This is a genomic window from Sphingobium sp. TomTYG73, from assembly GCF_055394245.1.
In genome coordinates, this window is the sequence record NZ_AP027339.1 from 2,421,611 (window position 1) to 2,436,192 (window position 14,582).

General features: G+C 62.8%; 16 protein-coding genes and 1 tRNA gene. 7 read left to right on the forward strand and 10 right to left on the reverse strand.

Annotated features, from left to right (window positions below; translation table 11 throughout):
• Window positions 1-214: 214 nt before the first annotated feature.
• The 7 genes from guaA to rpsM form a co-directional block, all read right to left on the reverse strand.
• On the reverse strand, window positions 215-1,774 hold the full coding sequence (gene guaA, locus ACZ5TH_RS12165) for a glutamine-hydrolyzing GMP synthase (protein WP_460987176.1): 1,560 nt from the start codon (window positions 1,772-1,774) through the stop codon (window positions 215-217).
• A 42-nt stretch (window positions 1,775-1,816) separates the two neighbouring features.
• Window positions 1,817-3,070: a TCR/Tet family MFS transporter gene (locus ACZ5TH_RS12170; protein ID WP_464794081.1), complete on the reverse strand. Its 1,254-nt coding sequence runs from the start codon at window positions 3,068-3,070 to the stop codon at window positions 1,817-1,819.
• A 175-nt stretch (window positions 3,071-3,245) separates the two neighbouring features.
• Entirely contained in the window at window positions 3,246-3,812 is a 567-nt protein-coding gene (locus tag ACZ5TH_RS12175; protein WP_464794082.1) for a hypothetical protein, read from the reverse strand.
• A gap of 183 nt (window positions 3,813-3,995) precedes the next feature.
• Window positions 3,996-4,421: a 50S ribosomal protein L17 gene (rplQ, locus tag ACZ5TH_RS12180; RefSeq protein WP_449470786.1), complete on the reverse strand. Its 426-nt coding sequence runs from the start codon at window positions 4,419-4,421 to the stop codon at window positions 3,996-3,998.
• Window positions 4,422-4,593: 172 nt separating this feature from the next.
• Window positions 4,594-5,655 carry a DNA-directed RNA polymerase subunit alpha gene (locus ACZ5TH_RS12185; protein WP_449470787.1) on the reverse strand — a complete coding sequence of 354 codons (1,062 nt, stop codon included), beginning with the start codon at window positions 5,653-5,655 and terminating at the stop codon, window positions 4,594-4,596.
• A gap of 118 nt (window positions 5,656-5,773) precedes the next feature.
• Entirely contained in the window at window positions 5,774-6,163 is a 390-nt protein-coding gene (gene rpsK, locus ACZ5TH_RS12190) for a 30S ribosomal protein S11 (protein ID WP_004208752.1), read from the reverse strand.
• Between the two features lie 74 nt (window positions 6,164-6,237).
• Window positions 6,238-6,606, reverse strand: coding sequence for a 30S ribosomal protein S13 (gene rpsM, locus ACZ5TH_RS12195; RefSeq protein WP_007707977.1), 369 nt, complete (start codon window positions 6,604-6,606; stop codon window positions 6,238-6,240).
• 369 nt (window positions 6,607-6,975) lie between these two features.
• Here rpsM and ACZ5TH_RS12200 point away from each other — a divergent pair, with 369 nt between their 5' ends.
• The gene (locus tag ACZ5TH_RS12200; RefSeq protein WP_464794083.1) at window positions 6,976-7,500 is read left to right on the forward strand and encodes a hypothetical protein; all 525 of its coding nucleotides are present in this window, start codon (window positions 6,976-6,978) and stop codon (window positions 7,498-7,500) included.
• Between the two features lie 556 nt (window positions 7,501-8,056).
• On the opposite strand, the gene ACZ5TH_RS12205 is transcribed toward ACZ5TH_RS12200, so the two are convergent.
• The 3 genes from ACZ5TH_RS12205 to ACZ5TH_RS12215 form a co-directional block, all read right to left on the reverse strand.
• Window positions 8,057-8,362 (reverse strand): 3TM-type holin, encoded by a 306-nt coding sequence (locus ACZ5TH_RS12205; RefSeq protein ID WP_464794084.1) that lies wholly within the window; start codon window positions 8,360-8,362, stop codon window positions 8,057-8,059.
• Complete coding sequence (locus ACZ5TH_RS12210) at window positions 8,334-8,873, reverse strand: glycoside hydrolase family 108 protein (protein ID WP_464794085.1); 540 nt, start codon at window positions 8,871-8,873, stop codon at window positions 8,334-8,336. Before ACZ5TH_RS12210 ends, ACZ5TH_RS12205 begins: the two co-directional genes overlap by 29 nt.
• Window positions 8,874-9,040: 167 nt before the next feature.
• A tRNA-Pro gene (locus ACZ5TH_RS12215) sits at window positions 9,041-9,117 on the reverse strand.
• A 185-nt stretch (window positions 9,118-9,302) separates the two neighbouring features.
• Between ACZ5TH_RS12215 and yajC the strand changes: the two genes are divergently transcribed.
• The 6 genes from yajC to ACZ5TH_RS12245 all read left to right on the forward strand — a co-directional run bounded on the left by yajC (window position 9,303) and on the right by ACZ5TH_RS12245 (window position 14,568).
• Window positions 9,303-9,638, forward strand: coding sequence for a preprotein translocase subunit YajC (gene yajC, locus ACZ5TH_RS12220; RefSeq protein WP_196225079.1), 336 nt, complete (start codon window positions 9,303-9,305; stop codon window positions 9,636-9,638).
• A 7-nt stretch (window positions 9,639-9,645) separates the two neighbouring features.
• Window positions 9,646-11,244, forward strand: coding sequence for a protein translocase subunit SecD (gene secD / locus ACZ5TH_RS12225; RefSeq protein ID WP_464794086.1), 1,599 nt, complete (start codon window positions 9,646-9,648; stop codon window positions 11,242-11,244).
• Between the two features lie 18 nt (window positions 11,245-11,262).
• A complete protein-coding gene (gene secF, locus ACZ5TH_RS12230) occupies window positions 11,263-12,249 on the forward strand; it encodes a protein translocase subunit SecF (RefSeq protein ID WP_464794087.1) in 987 nt (328 codons plus the stop codon).
• Between the two features lie 116 nt (window positions 12,250-12,365).
• Entirely contained in the window at window positions 12,366-12,644 is a 279-nt protein-coding gene (locus tag ACZ5TH_RS12235; RefSeq protein ID WP_464794088.1) for an MTH938/NDUFAF3 family protein, read from the forward strand.
• 134 nt (window positions 12,645-12,778) lie between these two features.
• Window positions 12,779-13,897, forward strand: a complete 1,119-nt coding sequence (locus tag ACZ5TH_RS12240; protein WP_196225081.1) for a Ppx/GppA phosphatase family protein — start codon at window positions 12,779-12,781, stop codon at window positions 13,895-13,897.
• On the forward strand, window positions 13,894-14,568 hold the full coding sequence (locus ACZ5TH_RS12245; protein ID WP_460987190.1) for an RlmE family RNA methyltransferase: 675 nt from the start codon (window positions 13,894-13,896) through the stop codon (window positions 14,566-14,568). Before ACZ5TH_RS12240 ends, ACZ5TH_RS12245 begins: the two co-directional genes overlap by 4 nt.
• Window positions 14,569-14,582 lie beyond the last annotated feature (14 nt).

Sequence of the window (14,582 nt, forward strand, 5' to 3'; positions counted from 1 at the left end):
CTAAAGCCTGCAACCGCCCGAGTATAGCGCGCGCTCTAGCGCGGGATTCAGCATTTCCCTCGTTCGGGCTGAGCCTGTCGAAGCCCTTCCCTTCTCCACGCCCAACGAGCGGAGGGAAGAAGCGATATCGCTGAACCGTCAGCCTGTAACGCACGGCACCTTACGGTGCCGAATAAACCGGATGACCGTCCCCCGGACGGTCATTCAATCCGGTCTATTCCCACTCGATCGTCCCCGGCGGCTTGGACGTAAAGTCATAGCATACCCGGTTGATGCCCTTGACTTCATTGATGATCCGCGTCGCCACCCGGCTCAGGAACGCGGCATCGAACGGATAGATATCCGCCGTCATGCCGTCGGTCGATGTCACCGCCCGAAGCGCGCAGACGCTGTCATAAGTGCGATGGTCGCCCATTACGCCCACCGTCCGCACTGGCAGCAGCACGGCGAAGGCCTGCCAGATCGCGTCATAGAGACCCGCGTTACGGATCTCCTCCAGATATACCGCGTCAGCCTTGCGCAGGATGTCGCACCGTTCCTTGTTCACCTCGCCGGGAATGCGAATGGCAAGGCCCGGACCAGGGAAGGGGTGGCGGCCGACGAAAATCTCCGGCAGCCCCAATTCACGACCCAGCGCGCGCACCTCGTCCTTGAACAGTTCGCGCAGCGGCTCGACCAGCTTCATGTTCATACGATCGGGCAGGCCGCCGACATTATGGTGGCTCTTGATCGTCACCGAAGGCCCGCCGGTAAAGCTCACGCTCTCGATGACGTCCGGATAGAGCGTTCCCTGCGCCAGGAAAGCCGCGCCGCCGATCTTCTTCGCCTCATCCTCGAACACGTCGATGAAGGTCTTGCCGATGAACTTGCGCTTGGCTTCGGGGTCAGTGACGCCTTCCAGCCCCTTCATGAACAGCGTCTCCGCGTTCACATGGACCAGCGGAATATTATAGCTGCCCCGGAACAGCGACACGACCTGCTCGGCCTCGCCACTGCGCATCAGGCCATGATCGACGAACACGCAGGTCAGCTGGTCGCCGATCGCTTCGTGGATCAGCACGGCGGCCACCGCGCTGTCGACACCGCCGGACAGGCCGCAGATCACCTTGCCGTCGCCGACCTGTTCGCGGATTTCGGCGATCTTGGTCGCGCGGAATTCCGCCATGGTCCAGTCGCCCTTCAGGCCGCAGACATGGCGCGCGAAATTGGCGATCAGCTTGCCGCCGTCGGGCGTGTGCACCACCTCGGGATGGAATTGCGTGGCGTAGAAGCGCTTTTCCTCGTTCGCCGTCATGGCAAAGGGCGCACCCTCGCTCACCGCCACCACTTCAAAGCCCGGAGCCAGCTGCGTCACCTTGTCGCCATGGCTCATCCACACCTGATGCCGCTCGCCCTCGGCCCACAGGCCATCGAACAGGGCGCAACGCTTCTTGATTTCGATGAAGGCCCGACCGAACTCGCCGCTTTCGCCGCCTTCGACATTGCCGCCCATCTGCTGCATCATCGTCTGCTGGCCATAGCAGATGCCCAGGATCGGTATGCCCGCGTCAAAGAAGCTCTGCGGCGCGCGCGGACTGTCCTCCCACATCACCGACGAAGGACCGCCCGACAGGATGATGCCCTTGGGCTGCATCCGCTTGAACGCGGCGTCGGCGCTGTTGAAGGGGGCGATCTCGGAATAGACGCCCGCCTCGCGCACGCGGCGCGCGATCAGCTGCGTCACCTGGCTGCCGAAGTCCACGATAAGGATGGAATCCTGAAGGGGCAGCGTCATCGAATCGCCTTTATGAGCCGAGAGAAATGGGATGGGGCGCGGTTAGTGCGCTTGGCCTCGCTTGTCCAGCGAAGGGACGTGCTGCGCCCGCCCCGCCGCCCAGCCGAGCAGCGCCGCGCCCGCCAGAACCGCTGCGGCGATCAGGAACGGGCTACCGATGAAGGGCAACACCGGCCGCTCGCCCACCGACAAGCTGTATACAGCGCCAAAGAAGATCGGTGACAGAACCCCGGCGATCGATCCGACGCTGTTGTTCGCGCCCTGCAACTGCCCTTGCTCGGACTCCGAAACGCGTTGCGTCATCAGCGACTGGATCGTTGGCATGGCAAGCCCCCACAGCGCATTGGGGAACACGGCCGCGATGAACAATGCCTCCGTGGACGCCAGGCCCATGGCCGCCAACCCCAGCGCGCCAAAGGAAAGTCCGATGATCATCGTCCGCCGATCGCCCAGTCGCTTGGCCATTGGCCCGACAAGCAGTCCCTGCACGCTCATGTCCAGTACCCCGACCAGCGCGAACAATGTGCCGACCTGCCAAGGCCCCCAGCCATAACGATCGCCCGCATAAAGAACGAACACCGCCGAAAACAGGTGATGCGCGAAATGGAGCAGGAAGTTGACGGTGGCGAGGCTCGATAATTCGGGATGCGACCTGAGCAGTTTCAGCGCGCCGAACGGATTGGCCCGCTTCCACGAAAAGGCCATCCGCTTTTCCGGCGCCAGCGACTCAGGCAATATGACGAGGCCATAGAGGAAGGCGAGGGCGGAAAAACCCGCCGCCGCCCAGAAAGGCGCCCGCACGGAAATCTCCCCCAGCATGCCGCCCAGCAGCGGCCCGGCGACGAACCCACCGCTGAACGCCGCGCCGATCAGCCCATAGCCTCGCGCGCGCTTCTCGGGCGGCATGATGTCGGCCATATAGGCGAAGGTCGACGTGAAGCTCGACGACGTAACCCCCGCCAATATCCGCCCCAGCGCCAGCCACCACAGATTGGGCGCGAGCGCCATCAGCAGGAAATCCAGCGCCAGCCCGGCAACGGAAATCAGGATCACCGGCCGCCGCCCGAAGCGATCGGACAGCGATCCAATGATCGGCGAACACAGGAACTGCATCACCGCCCACAGCGCGACGAGCAGACCGTTCCACAAGCCCGTGCCCGTGGTCGATCCGGTCAGCTCCTCGATCAGTTGCGGCACGACCGGGATGACGATGCCCATCGACATGACGTCGAGCATCGCCGTCAGGAGGATGAACGCGATGGCGGCGGTACGGGGCGGGACGGGCGGCGGGGACATGATGGCTCCTCGCGCTGCGACGGCCTTAAGCCTTCAAAAGCAGAAGACGCCACCAGCTCAGCGCATGCATTGGATCGGGGACTCTCCTGACGCTCTCGGTTCAATCACGCCATGACGAAGCCCGACCTCCTAGCGGCTTCGCTGACCGAAAAAAAGGGGTTTGCTCCGGCCCCGGCTATCGCGCCGCCGGGTTCCGGGGAAACTGAAGATTGGCGATCCGGCCATTCTGCACAGAACAGGTGAAATGCAGCGTCCGGCCGTCCTCCGACCGCCAGCTGGAACGGGCGTCGATGTCGCCCTCGACCTGATAGCGCCCGCGCGTCTCCACCGGCTCCTGCACCTGCCGTACCTCGGCAAAGCCGCCGTCCCGCTCTGCCTCGTCACGGGCCGCGACCGCGCATTCGGTGATCGCCTCCTCGCGCTCCCGGTCGACCCGCGCGTCTTCAGCCCGCTCGCCCGGACGGGCATAAGCTTGACCGCGCGAAGGGGAACCGGCCTGCTCATCCATCCCGCCCGTTACATCGGAAAAATCATCGTCAGCCCGCTGCTGCGCCTGCGCCTGGCTGCCCCGCTCCTCGCCGCCGGTCACATCGTCATCCGCATAAGGATCATCCTGCGCCTGCCGGTCGTTCGCGCCAGGATAGCCATAATCCGGCTGCGTCTGTGCGTGGACCACGCTGCCGGGCACCAGTGCCGCCACGCCCAGCATCGCTCCCCTCATCCAACCCGCCTTGCCGGTCATCCCATCACTCCTTGTCAGCTGCGGGACGTGTCTAGGCTCGATCGGCTGTCGCACGGCTGAACGTGGCCGGGGCATCGTCGAGGCAGAGGTAGACAGCGCAAAAACAAATCAGGCCGCAGCTCCATCGAGCCGCAGCCTGTTTCGATTTATCCGGCGGCCCCTAAAAGGAGCGCCTTGCCTTGATCAGGCCGCTTCCAGCTCGTCCGCGTCGGCGTTCTGGACCGGACCTGAATCCTTGCCCTTCGCATCGACGTCGCGGTCGACCAGCTCGATGATCGAGATCGGCGCAGCGTCCGAAGCGCGGATGCCAGCCTTGATCACGCGGGTGTAGCCGCCGTTGCGATCCTTGTAACGCTCGGCCAGAACTTCGAACAGCTTGATCAGCTGCGTGTCGTCCTGCAGGCGGGCGTGGGCCAGACGGCGGTTCGACAGGCCACCCTTCTTGGCGAGGGTGATCAGCTTTTCGACGTAGGGACGCAGTTCCTTCGCCTTGGGCGTGGTCGTCAGGATCTGCTCATGCTTGATGAGCGAAGCCGCGAGGTTGCGGAGCAGCGAGTTACGATGCCCGGCGCTGCGCTGCAGCTTACGATGACCAACCTTATGACGCATATCTCTTTCCTTCCGTTCGTTAAGGGGCCGTTTCAGGTACCCCAGACCAGGCGACCGTTAGAGGTCGTCGCCCATTCCACCTAGATTGGACCGTCACCCCAGCGAAAGCTGGGGTCTCAGGCCCGATGTTTTGCCATGAGGCACGAGATCCCAGCTTTCGCTGGGATGACGCTTACCCAAGCAGCTCTTGTTCGAGCTTCTTGGCCATTTCCTCGATATTTTCCGGCGGCCAGCCGGGGATGTCCATGCCCAGACGCAGGCCCATGGACGACAGCACTTCCTTGATTTCGTTCAGCGACTTGCGGCCGAAATTGGGGGTGCGCAGCATCTCGGCTTCGGTCTTCTGGACCAGATCGCCGATGTAGATGATGTTGTCGTTCTTGAGGCAGTTTGCGCTGCGAACCGACAGTTCCAGTTCGTCCACCTTCTTGAGCAGGTAGCGGTTGATCTGGTTGGTGTCGCTCTCGCCCTCGGCGGCAGCAGCCGCAGCGGTGCCAGCAGCCGGAGCGGCCACGGGCAGCGCGTCTTCGAAGTGAACGAACAGCTGCAACTGGTCCTGCAGGATGCGGGCAGCATAGGCCACCGCGTCTTCCGGCGTGACGGTGCCGTCGGTCTCGACGGTCAGCGACAGCTTGTCATAGTCCAGTTCCTGGCCGACGCGGGTATTGTCGACCTTGTAGGCAACCTGACGCACCGGCGAATAGAGCGCGTCGATCGGGATCAGGCCGATCGGGGCGTCCGCCGGACGGTTGGCGACGGCGGGGACATAGCCCTTGCCGACGTCAGCGGTCAGTTCCATGTTCAGCGTCGCACCCTGGTCCAGGTGGCAGATCACCAGGTCGGGGTTCATCACTTCGATGTCGCCCACGGTGGTGATGTCACCGGCGCGCACTTCGCCCGGGCCAGTCGCGGACAGCTGCAGGCGGCGGGGACCGTCGCCTTCCATGCGGAGCGCAACCTGCTTGATGTTGAGGACAATGTCCGTCACATCTTCACGCACGCCGGCCAGCGACGAGAATTCGTGGAGCACGTTCTCGATCTTGATCGAGGTGACCGCCGCGCCCTGGAGCGAGGACAGAAGAACCCGGCGCAGCGCGTTGCCAAGCGTCAGGCCGAAACCACGCTCCAACGGTTCGGCAACGAAAGTCGCCTTCCGCTTGCCGTCGCCCGTCGCCTTGATCTCAAGGCTGTTGGGCTTCTTCAATTCCTGCCAGTTCTTCATGTTGACAGTCATGTATTTCCCCTGGGGATAGGCCGGAACGTTTGAAATCCTGAACCCGACAGGACCGCTCGGCGATGTAGATGGGTTAGCGGGCGGCGCGTCCGCCGCCCGGAAAACTCAAGCGCAGCGGTTAGACGCGGCGGCGCTTGGAAGGACGCACGCCATTGTGCGGGATCGGCGTCACGTCGCGGATCGAGGTGATGTGGAAACCGACGGCCTGCAAGGCGCGCAGAGCCGATTCACGGCCTGAACCGGGACCCTTTACTTCGACTTCCAGGGTGCGCACGCCATGTTCCGCAGCCTTGCGGCCCGCGTCTTCGGCGCAAACCTGCGCGGCGTACGGGGTCGACTTGCGGCTGCCCTTGAAGCCCATCATGCCGGCCGAGGACCAGCTGATCGCATTGCCCTGGGCATCGGTGATGGTGACCATCGTGTTGTTGAAGCTGGCGTTGACGTGCGCGACGCCGGCCGAGATGTTCTTGCGCTCGCGCCGCTTAATGCGCTGGGGTTCGCGTGCCATGTTGCTCTATCCTACTGAAATCGTTGAAAGCGGAAGTCACCGGAGGGCCATGCCGAAAGGTTGACCCTCAACGATTACTTCTTCTTGCCGGCGATCGGCTTAGCCTTGCCCTTGCGAGTGCGCGCATTGGTGTGCGTGCGCTGGCCGCGAACCGGCAGACCCTTGCGGTGACGCAGGCCGCGATAGCAGGCCAGATCCATCAGGCGCTTGATGTTCATCGCGGTTTCACGACGCAGGTCACCTTCAACGGTGAGGTCGGCGTCGATGGCTTCGCGGATCTGCAGGACTTCGGCGTCCGACAGGTCCTGAACGCGGCGGCTGTGATCGATGCCCAGCTTGTCGGCGAGGTCGACGGCGGTCTTGCGGCCGATGCCGTGGATGTAGGTGAGCGCGATGATCACGCGCTTGTTGGTCGGGATGTTAACACCCGCAATACGTGCCATGGTAATCTGTACTCCTGCTCCACGGGGCGGTTGGCGCCACCCCATCTCAAAGCGTCCGGGCCGAGCCCTAGAAGGACTTCGGCCGATTCGATAGCCCCCGAGACGCAAAAAAGACGGCCAGTGCCATGCACTGCCGCTCACCAGCGTGTCCGGGATGCGTCCGCCCCTAGCGATTCGGCGGGAAACTGTCAATTGGCAAGGGTGTTTAGGGCTGCGTTCTAGGGATAGCACACTCCTGCTCCCCCTCCCGCATGCGGGAGGGGGCCGGGGGGTGGGCCAGCGCAACGCCGATACAAAATCGCAATCCACCAGCCCAAAAAATGCATTTCCGGTTGAACCCGTTCCACCCCCTCGGGCATTGAGGGGCACATGCGCATATTCCCCGCCTCCGCCATCCTCGCGTCCCTGCTCCTCCTCCCCGCCTGCGTCGGCGCCCCAGAAGCGCCCCCGCCGCCAGCTCCGCGCCCTGCGCCCGCCCCCTCGGCAAGGCCACCTCTACCCGCTCCCGGACCGGTCGAATGGCAATATCGTCCCGCGACGCCCGGCAACTGGAGCTATCGCGCGGAAGGATCGGGATCCGTCGCCTCCTTCGCCAGCCCCGCATCCGGCACGCTGCTTTCCTTGCGATGCGATCCCGCCGCAGGCCGGATCAGTCTTCTGCGCGCCGGGACAGGGAAGGGGAACGTCACCCTCCGCACCAGCTATGGCGCGGTCAGCTGGCCCGCCACGCCGAACGGTTCGGGAACCCTCGCAGTCCGCGCCGCCAGCGACACAGTGCTGGATCAGATTGCCTACAGCCGGGGCCATTTCGCCGTCGAGGTGCAGGGGCTCGAAACCCTGATCCTGCCCGCCTGGGCAGAGGTCGGCCGGGTCATAGAGGACTGCCGTCGCTAAAGGGTCGGTTTCCGACCGCTTGCCGTACATCTTGTGGGGGGATCGACTGAAAAGCACCAGATCAGCTTTTCAAGCGGACGCGCCATTATGATTCGAAAAAAGAATTTTACAAGTCTTGATCATGCTTCCCGTCTGATTCACAGTCCATGTCGTGGCCAGGTCAAAAAGGGTTTTCCAGGGCGGGCTGCGCGGGCTTTAACAAGCGAAAGGAGGTGATCCGATGTCTCATGGTTCAGCAGTGAGGTCGGTCAAGTCCATTCGGGAAACGCGCCGCTGAGCGACGTCATAACGTCGGTTTTACAGACATTGGAACAGCCTCTGCCGCGACCAGTCGCGAACGGGCCTTCCTTGCCTGCAAAGATAGCGCGATCAACGTTTCCGTGTGGCGGCACTTCCGGCCGCTGTGACCATGTCAATGATGGGCCGCTGGGACTTATCTACCCAGCGGCCCCTCTCATTTTTGTGGGTTTGAGCGCGACCTAGTTCCCTCGCCCCTTTAGGGGAGAGGGTTAGGGAGAGGGGCTGCGCAACGCCCGATCCGAAGCGCAACTCTCCCCTACCGCTCCACCCCTCGCACCTGCCCCCACGTCCGCGCCGCCGTATATCCAAGATACCCCGTGCCAAACAGCGCATAGAGCGGCTCCGGCAACGCCTCGAAATAGCCCCGCATCGCCCGGACGATCGCCGCCGCCCCCTCCGGCCACATACCCCCGATCAGCCCCACCGGCACCGACCACAGCAGCAGGGCGTACATGACGTATAGAAAGGCTGGCCGCGCCCGCAGCGTCCAGCGATCGGCGCGCCGCCTCCGATTGCCCGCAGCCGTCCCGCCTCTAACCAAGTCGGTTCGCCAACCAGCCATAGAGGAAGGCTTCGTTGGCAGGCCTGCTCTCCGCCAGCGCCAGATAACGTTCCCCTTGCAGTGCCTCGATCGCCTTCAGCAGCACCTTCTCCCCTGCCTTGCCCCGCAGCGCCATGAATGCGCGCAGCGCCGCCAACGTCTTGGCGCCGATCGTGCGGTCGACCTTCAGGTCGGGATAGTCCTTCTGATTGCGATTAAGCGCGTTGAGCGCCCGTTGCAGGAAGCCGGTCGCCGTGCCCGGCCCCATATTCACCGCGTTGTCGAACAATTCGGCGGCGATGTCCGGCGCGACCTCCGCGACAAAGGCATAGCCCGGCCGTTCCCAGTAAAGCCTTCGGTAGATCGTCTCGGCCAGCGTCCGCGGCAATTTCCGCATGTCGCCCGCATAGCCATTGGCCCGCGCGACGGCCTGGGTGATTCCGAAATTCGTAGGCCCGCCCCGATCCGCCGGATGATGGGAATAGCCCCCTTCGCGCGCGATCACCTCGTCAATCAGTGCCGAAATATCCATGAACCCGCCTCCCTCGTCGAATGAGGCAGGGTATTTATCCCATTTGGTTAGCTGTAGGACAGCAATATTTCGCGTCTGGCGCAAAAATAGGAAAAATAGGATTTGCCCGGGGGAGGAAAGGCGAACCCGCAAAAGCGCGTTCTTTTCGCCATTTCCTTCATGAATTTTGGTCGGGACGAGAGGATTCGAACCTCCGACCCCCACACCCCCAGTGTGATGCGCTACCAGGCTGCGCTACGTCCCGACCGGAGCGGCGGCACATAGAAGCATGTTTCAGAACATGCAAGCGTTTCGGCGCGCGCTTTTTGCCGCTTTCTTCCTTCCCTAATCATGTTGCCTCCCTATCCCGATCTGTGTTAGCCGCGCGCCTTTGATCCGCAGGCATTTGCCTGTCTGCGGCTGGACAAGAGATAAGGCGAAAGTCCCACCATGTTCATTACCCCAGCCTTTGCCCAGACCGCGGGCGAACAGTCGTCCGGTGCCTCCATGCTGGTGCAGATGGCGCCGCTCGTTCTCATCTTCGTCGTCTTCTACTTCCTTCTGATCCGTCCCCAGCAGAAGCGGATGAAAGACCATAAGGCGAAGATTGGCGCGGTTAAAAAGGGCGATCAGGTCGTGACCGGTGGGGGCCTTGTCGGCAAGGTAGCCCGCGTCGATGAATTCTACGTCGATGTCGAACTCGCGCCGGGGATGAAGGTGAAGGCGGTCAAATCGACGCTTACCGATGTCATCGACCCGGCGACCGCCAAGCCTGCGAACGACTGATCGGCCGATGCTGAACTTCTCGCGCTGGACTATCGCAGCGATCCTGCTGCCCCTGTTGATCGGCATCACCTGCGCCGTCCCCAGCTTCCTGCCGGACTCTGCGGTTCAACGGCTGCCCGGGTTCATGCAGACCCGGGTGAACCTTGGCCTCGACCTTTCCGGTGGTAGTCATCTTCTGCTCGAAGCATCGACGCAGGACGTGGCTAAGCAGCGTCTCACCAACATGGAGGAGCAGGTCCGCACCGAGCTTCGGCGCGGCAGCCCGCGTATCTCGGTCGGCGACATTTCCAGCCGCGACGGGAAGCTCAGCTTCATGGTCCGCGATCCCTCGCAGGTCGATGCTGCGGTCGAGCGCATCCGCCCGCTGACGCAGGGCGCGGGCCTCACAGGGCAGCGCGACTTCAATGTCGAGGTGGTCAACAGTTCGACGATCGTGATCACGCCGACCGAGGCGGGGGTCGACAATGCGGTCAAAAGCGCGATGGAGGTGGCGACAGAGGTCATCCGCAAGCGCATCGACGAAATGGGCACGCGCGAGCCGACCATTCAGCAGCAGGGCGGCAATCGCATTGTCGTGCAGGTGCCAGGCCTTCAAAATCCGAAGGCATTGAAGGACCTGCTTGGCCAGACCGCCAAGCTGGAGTTCAAGCTGGTCGATACCAGCGCCAATCCATCCGAAGTCGCTCAGGGCCGCGCGCCGGTCGGCAGCGAAGTGTTGCCTTATCCGGGCAACCCATCCGGCGTTCCGGCGATCGCGGTCAAGCGCCAGGTCATGGTGTCCGGCGAAGACCTGACCGACGCGACGCAGGGCTACGACCAGAACAACCAGGCGATCGTCAACATCCGTTTCAATGGGTCAGGCGGGCGCAAGTTCGGCCAAGTGACGTCCCAGAATGTCAATCGGCCCTTCGCTATCATCCTGGACGGCGAGGTCCTGTCGGCGCCGAACATCAATGAACCGATCCTTGGCGGCTCCGCTCAGATCAGCGGCAATTTCACCGTTGAAAGCGCCAATCAACTCGCCATCGCCCTACGATCGGGCAAGCTGCCCGTCGCCCTGACCGTAGTGGAAGAACGCACGGTTGGCCCACAACTCGGGGCCGATTCAATCCGCGCCGGATTGCTGGCTTCGGTGATCGCGGTAGCGGCGGTCGCCGTCTTCATGTTCGCCAGCTATGGCCGCTTTGGCATGTATGCGAACCTCGCGGTCGCCATCAACGTGCTTGTTATCCTTGGTGTCATGGGGATGCTGGGGGCGACGCTGACGCTTCCGGGGATCGCCGGCTTCGTCCTGACCATCGGCACGGCCGTCGATGCGAACGTCCTTATTTATGAGCGCATCCGTGAAGAACGGCGGCGAGGGCGCGGCGTGGTCCAGGCAATCGAGTTCGGCTACAAAGAAGCAAGCCGGACTATCTTCGAGGCGAATGTGACCCATGCGATCGCCGGCGGCATCATGCTCGCGCTCGGCTCCGGCCCGGTCAAGGGCTTCGCGATCGTGCTATTGATCGGCATAGCGACCAGCGTGTTCACCGCCGTCACCTTCACCCGCCTGCTCGCGTCTCGCTGGCTTCGTGCCAAGCGTCCGACCGAGATCCACATTTAAGGGGCCGGGAGAAAACCCATGAAACTTCTTAAGCTCGTCCCCGACAATACCAACATCGGCTTCGTGAAGCTGCGCCATTGGGCGTTCGCCCTTACCGCGCTGCTGACCGTGCTCGCCGTGGGTGCGACGATCCATCGTGGCCTCAACCTTGGCGTCGATTTCGTCGGCGGCCTGATGATTGAGGCCCGGTTCCAGCAACCAGCGCAGCTCGATCGGGTTCGCACGACGATTGACCGGCTCGGCGTAGGCGATGGATCGCTGCAACAGTTCGGCGATCCCAAGACCGTACAGATCCGTCTGCCGCTACCGGAGCAGGGCGGGGCAGGCGCAGCCAATGCGATCGTCGAAAAGGCGCGCAAGGCGCTGACCTCTGAATTTCCCGGTGTTACTTTCTCCCGCTACGACACAGTGTCGGGTAAGGTGTCCGGCGAGTTGATCCAGAATGGCGTGCTGGCGGTGATGCTGGCGGTGATCGGTATCGCGATCTTTTCCTGGTTCCGCTATGAATGGCAGTTCGGCGTGTCCACCTTCGTGGCGATCATGCACGACGTTCTTATGACTCTCGGCTTCTTCGCGATCACCCAGCTGGAATTCGACCTGAATATCGTCGCTGCGGTTCTCACGATCGTGGGCTACTCTATCAATGACAAGATGGTGATCGACGACCGTATCCGCGAAAATATGCGGAAATATCGTAAGATGGATATGAAGGCGCTGATCGACCTTTCCGTCAACGAAACGCTGCCTCGAACCGTGATGACGTCGCTCACGATCATGCTCGCCCTGGGCGCGCTGTTGCTGTTCGGCGGTCATGTGTTGCGTGGCTTCACCGCTGCCATGATGCTGGGCATCGTCGTAGGCACCTATTCATCGGTATATGTTTCGTCGTCGCTGCTGATCACGCTGGGGCTCTCGCCGCAGCTGACGGAACGGAAAGCGGGCAAGCCGAACATCGCCGCGCAGGCAGAGCGCATGGGTCCGCGTGATGACGGGGCGCGGCCCTGACCGACAAGCGCACTGGTATCGAGGTCCGCCGAGATGAGACGGGGCAGGGGCCGATCGTAACCGGTTTTTCGGGCAGAGGCTTTCGCGTCAGGGATGACGTCTTTCCCGAAGGGCTGTTGCTCACCCCGGTCCGCGCATCGAAGTGGAGCGAGGCGCCCTCTTCGGAGAAGCTAACGCTTGCCTCCCTGGGTGACCTGCTGAGGATCGATCCCCTGCCGGAATTTCTCTTGCTCGGCACCGGGGGAGGTTTGCGCCAGCCGCCTCGGGTTTTCGTTCGCGAACTCGAAAATATGGGCATCGGCGTGGAAGTGATGGACAGCCGTGCCGCAGCCCGCGCCTGGGGCGTGTTGCGGGCCGAAGAGCGCTGGATCGTGGCGGCCTTGCTCCCGCTTTGACGGGTGCGGCGCTCGGCAGCGCGCTATGTCATTGGCTTTTCTGGCGCCGTCTTGCGCTTTGCGCGGCATCCGCATAGTTTGGCATCAAGTTCCGCCACCTGTCGGTGTCGGCGAAGAAGAAAAGTGATCCGGCCATGGTGCAGCAAAGCCGCCCATCGCCGCAGAGTTCCGGTCCCGCCGGGGGTGTTTCGGGCAAAGCTGCCCGCTCCGGCCAGGGTAATGGGAGCACGGCTGCGGCCATACCTCCCCCGTCGAAGCAGCGGGGCTCATTGCCTCATCCACCGCGTGGCAGGCGGTCTTATGCTGCGATAGATTTGGGCACCAACAATTGCCGACTGCTGATCGCCAAGCCATCGGCTGACGGTTTCATCGTCGTCGATGCCTTTTCCCGTATCGTGCGATTGGGTGAAGGCCTGGCTGCGACCGGACGGATCAGCGATGCCGCGATTGACCGAGCGATCGCCGCGCTTTCCGTATGCGCTGACAAGCTGCGGCGAAGGCATGTGACGTTGGCGCGATCCGTCGCCACGGAGGCATGCCGCCGTGCTGTTAACGGCGCGGAATTCATCCAGCGCGTCTATCGGGAGACGGGGATCGCTCTCGACATCATCAGTGCGCAAGAAGAGGCGCGGCTTGCCGTCATGGGCTGTCACGCACTGCTGGAGCCTGGCGACGGTCCTGCATTGATCTTCGACATAGGCGGCGGATCGACCGAACTGGTGCTCGTCGATGCAAACCGGGCGGGCGCGCCGCACATCGTGGATTGGGTCAGCGCGCCATGGGGCGTGGTGTCGCTCACCGAAAGCGAGTTGTTCGATCATGCCGATCAGAATGAGCGTCTGGCTGCCTACGGCCGAATGCGATCGCGTGTGGCGGATGCTTTTGCGCCACTCGCCCGCCGCTTACCGCGACAAACTTCCTCGATACGTTTGCTGGGTACATCGGGCACGGTGACGACACTGGCCAGCGTGCATCTCAATCTGCCGCGCTACGATCGGCAGGCGATCGATGGGCTAATTGTACCTTCGACATCGATGCGGTCGATTTCTGGCAGGCTGTCCACCATGTCGTTGGCCGAACGGCAAAAATTACCCTGTATTGGTTCTGAGCGAGCCGATCTGGTAGTGGCCGGATGCGCCATCCTGGAATCCATCCTGGACATCTGGCCCGCCGAGCGGTTGGGCGTAGCTGATCGCGGCATTCGCGAGGGTATATTGCGCGGCCTTATGGATCGCGATGGAGCAATGATGTGAGAGGCGCGGGCGCCGGCAAGGTTCGGGTCAAATCGGCAAAAGGGCGGACGGCGCAATCCACCCGCTGGCTGGAGCGGCAGCTGAACGACCCCTATGTTCGCAAGGCAAAGGCTGAGGGGTGGAGAAGTCGGGCCGCCTTCAAGCTGATCGAACTGGATGAGAAGTTCCATTTCGTGAAGGGTTCACGCGCCGTCGTCGATCTGGGCGTCGCGCCCGGTGGCTGGGCTCAGGTGGTACGCAAGCTGTCGCCCAAGGCGAAGGTCGTGGGGATAGATTTGCTCCCGACCGACCCCATCCCCGGCGTCACGCTGTTCCAGATGGATTTCATGGATGACAAGGCGCCCGCTGCTCTCGCCGAAGCTCTGGGCGATGCGCCTGATCTTGTGATTTCCGACATGGCCGCGAACACAGTTGGCCATCCGCAGACCGATCATTTGCGCACCATGGCATTGGTCGAGGCAGCGGCCTGGTTTGCAGTGGAAAATCTGCGCAAAGGTGGAACGTTCGTGGCCAAGGTGTTCGCGGGCGGTACTGACGCCGATCTGCTTGCGGTGTTGAAAAAGCATTTTACGACGATCAAGCACGCGAAGCCGCCCGCCAGTCGCAAAGGCAGCGTGGAATGGTATGTCGTGGCGCAGGGTTTCAAGGGACGGCCTGACGAACAGGGCTGACGCAGCTAAGCGCG

What these genes read in the sequence shown, in the direction of transcription:
- ACZ5TH_RS12205 (WP_464794084.1), bottom strand. Translation starts at nt 8,362, where the DNA reads ATGGCTGGTTGGCGAACCGACTTGGTTAGAGGCGGGACGGCTGCGGGC.
- ACZ5TH_RS12240 (WP_196225081.1), top strand. Translation starts at nt 12,779, where the DNA reads ATGGTGCAGCAAAGCCGCCCATCGCCGCAGAGTTCCGGTCCCGCCGGG.
- rpsM (WP_007707977.1), bottom strand. Translation starts at nt 6,606, where the DNA reads ATGGCACGTATTGCGGGTGTTAACATCCCGACCAACAAGCGCGTGATC.
- rplQ (WP_449470786.1), bottom strand. Translation starts at nt 4,421, where the DNA reads ATGCGTCATAAGGTTGGTCATCGTAAGCTGCAGCGCAGCGCCGGGCAT.
- ACZ5TH_RS12210 (WP_464794085.1), bottom strand. Translation starts at nt 8,873, where the DNA reads ATGGATATTTCGGCACTGATTGACGAGGTGATCGCGCGCGAAGGGGGC.
- secF (WP_464794087.1), top strand. Translation starts at nt 11,263, where the DNA reads ATGAAACTTCTTAAGCTCGTCCCCGACAATACCAACATCGGCTTCGTG.
- ACZ5TH_RS12170 (WP_464794081.1), bottom strand. Translation starts at nt 3,070, where the DNA reads ATGTCCCCGCCGCCCGTCCCGCCCCGTACCGCCGCCATCGCGTTCATC.
- ACZ5TH_RS12175 (WP_464794082.1), bottom strand. Translation starts at nt 3,812, where the DNA reads ATGACCGGCAAGGCGGGTTGGATGAGGGGAGCGATGCTGGGCGTGGCG.
- rpsK (WP_004208752.1), bottom strand. Translation starts at nt 6,163, where the DNA reads ATGGCACGCGAACCCCAGCGCATTAAGCGGCGCGAGCGCAAGAACATC.
- guaA (WP_460987176.1), bottom strand. Translation starts at nt 1,774, where the DNA reads ATGACGCTGCCCCTTCAGGATTCCATCCTTATCGTGGACTTCGGCAGC.
- yajC (WP_196225079.1), top strand. Translation starts at nt 9,303, where the DNA reads ATGTTCATTACCCCAGCCTTTGCCCAGACCGCGGGCGAACAGTCGTCC.
- secD (WP_464794086.1), top strand. Translation starts at nt 9,646, where the DNA reads ATGCTGAACTTCTCGCGCTGGACTATCGCAGCGATCCTGCTGCCCCTG.
- ACZ5TH_RS12200 (WP_464794083.1), top strand. Translation starts at nt 6,976, where the DNA reads ATGCGCATATTCCCCGCCTCCGCCATCCTCGCGTCCCTGCTCCTCCTC.
- ACZ5TH_RS12185 (WP_449470787.1), bottom strand. Translation starts at nt 5,655, where the DNA reads ATGACTGTCAACATGAAGAACTGGCAGGAATTGAAGAAGCCCAACAGC.